The organism is Geobacillus sp. LYN3, from assembly GCF_003064505.1.
Classification (GTDB): Bacteria; Bacillota; Bacilli; order Bacillales; family Anoxybacillaceae; genus Parageobacillus_B; species Parageobacillus_B toebii.
Window position 1 is genome coordinate 1 of sequence record NZ_QCWL01000036.1, and the last position, 2,402, is coordinate 2,402.

The window sequence follows — 2,402 nt, forward strand, 5'->3', positions numbered from 1 at the left end:
TCCCTATAAAATATTGTTCTTCTACCTCTATTTGCTCCTTACTTGTGTGAAAAATATATAATTCTTTCTCCGAAAAAGTTTTGTGCTGCTGTTTATAACCATTCCATGCATCAGACACACTATTATACCGGTCGATCACTGCCATTTCCTTAATGATACGTTTGCCATTTTGCGAACAAGCCGAAATAGCCTCCACCAAAACAAATTGATTCGGATATTGCTTACGTAACTCTGACCATTTCATTTGTTTGCCTCCATCTCTTTTTATTACATTTTATCACTAATCACCTTACATATATAAAGCAATATTTTTAAAATTTAAGCGTGGCAAGCAGTATGAGTACAATTTAATGCCAACGTCTAATATACTACACTAAGGGAGTTTGCTTGTCCTCTGCTTTTTCAATCGGGACCCTATTCGATATCGAACAAAAATTTTTGACTAATATCCACAGTAATAAGTAAATTTTCATGTCCTTGCTACTATCTGAATACAATTTACAGAAAATGTTTCGTATATCGTTTGTTTCATCGTTATTTTCTGACTCATCTACCCGTTAGCCGCCAAATAAGATATAATGAAAAAATTACAAATATTGCATAATATCACATTCGATTTTGTCATCTTTAAAAGGTCTGGACGTATCTTTATTTGATTGGGATAAGAATCTAATTAAGGTTTACACTGATAATAAAAGCCTCACTCCCCGAACGAGCAAGGCTTAATCTAACAAGCATTTTTTATTAATTAAGCATCCCTATTCCTTTCAAATGTTGCCAAGCTTTTGTGATATGCGTTTCTTTAAATATCTTCCGCTTTCGTTCGTTCCAATTATGAATTTCTTTAATAATGGAATGAATATCGTCTTTTATATCCGGATTTTCTTTCACAACCCAATGTACAGTTGAAAGCAATTCCAGCCCATATGGAGTTTCAAACCCTTGAATGACATTCCGCACTTTTTCTAAATGTTCGTCAGCCTCGGAATCCCCCTGCAAATACTGTTCAGCTTCTTGTACCACATTCGGTAGTAAATAAATTTCTGCATCCCGGTTGCGGTCGCCAAAACCTCGAATAAAATGACCGTCCAAACGCAGTAACACATGATTTAAGTTGTCCGCGTATGGACCGTATTTTCCTTTCTCAAATCGCAATCTCATCGGTTCGCCGACAACCTGAAGAAAATAAGCCAACTTCTGAATTTCCAGCAATGACAACTTATACCCCGGAATGGAATAATCATTCATTAACATTAGCAATAACGCTCGAGATCTTGTCATCTTTGGTGGTTTTGTACGTATTTTGATTTGATCAGGGTTAGGGCTCCCTTCAGGCTCATACAAATGCACTTCCACCTCTTTTAAATGCTTAAAAGCCGCTTCAATTTTAGGACGTACTTCATCCCATCTAAGCCCGCCATTTCCACAGCCAAGCGGCGGAAGCGCAATCGACTTTATATTAAGCTCCTTAACCACCTTTATCAAATCCGCCAACCCTAGTTCAATATCTTCCATACGGGATTTATTTTTCCAATGGCGTTTTGTAGGAAAATTAATAATATATTTTGGGTTCAATAACGATTTAGTGGAAACGACATGCATTTTGCCTGGCTGCACTTCCTTGCGACGGCAAGCCTTTTCATACTCCGAAAACATTTCTGGATAAGCTTGCTTAAATTGCAGTGCAATTCCTTTCCCCATCACGCCGACACAATTGACCGTGTTTACCAAAGCTTCTGCTTCATCTTCCAAGAGATTGCCTTGTTTTAGGATGATCATTGCGTCACCTCCTTCAGTAGTACCAATGCGGCCGGACAGCTATCGGTTTATGGCAATGACATTGGTACATAATCTCTTCAACTTTTTGCTTCATTTTATCATTTTTAACCCCGATACCTAAAATCATATCAATAGGAACAAATTGATACACTAAAAACTCCGCTTGCCTTCTTCTTTCCCGATCGGGGTCCTCTTCCGTTTCAAACCAAAATTGAGAGTGCATGACGTTCCAGTCGATTTTGTCCAAATCCTTTAAATCGTTATAAAAATCAGTAAATTTCATAATGGCATGCCCATCCGTAAACACATAACCTAATCCTCTATGATGGATCACATCTGTCCTAGACACGAGATAAATAATCTCATCTTGTCCTTTTGTGTATCCGTCTACACGTCCTTTGTTAATAGCATATAACATCGGTGACCTAGGTGCAAAGTAAAAAGGAACATAATCATGCAAGGTGCCATAAGGGGGAAGCGGAACTGATATAATTGATCTCCTAGCTTGTATACGTGTATGCGCAATATTGACATACGATACACTTTTCACCTTCGCCACGTTATTTGCCACTAATCCACCGTGACAAAGGATCGATGGAAGGTTGCTATAGTGGGTGATATGG

At 38.1% G+C, this 2,402-nt stretch carries 3 protein-coding genes; all 3 read right to left on the reverse strand.

What is annotated here, in order from left to right; translation table 11 throughout:
* The coding region (locus tag DCC82_RS16805; RefSeq protein WP_108430523.1) for a hypothetical protein at positions 1–244 on the reverse strand (244 nt) is incomplete at its 3' end.
* Positions 245–744: 500 nt separating this feature from the next.
* Entirely contained in the window at positions 745–1,779 is a 1,035-nt protein-coding gene (darG, locus tag DCC82_RS16810; RefSeq protein ID WP_097355096.1) for a type II toxin-antitoxin system antitoxin DNA ADP-ribosyl glycohydrolase DarG, read from the reverse strand.
* A gap of 13 nt (positions 1,780–1,792) precedes the next feature.
* Positions 1,793–2,402 (reverse strand): type II toxin-antitoxin system toxin DNA ADP-ribosyl transferase DarT (darT, locus tag DCC82_RS16815; protein WP_108430524.1); only part of this gene is annotated, 610 nt, incomplete at its 5' end.

What these genes read in the sequence shown, in the direction of transcription:
- darG (WP_097355096.1), bottom strand. Translation starts at nt 1,779, where the DNA reads ATGATCATCCTAAAACAAGGCAATCTCTTGGAAGATGAAGCAGAAGCT.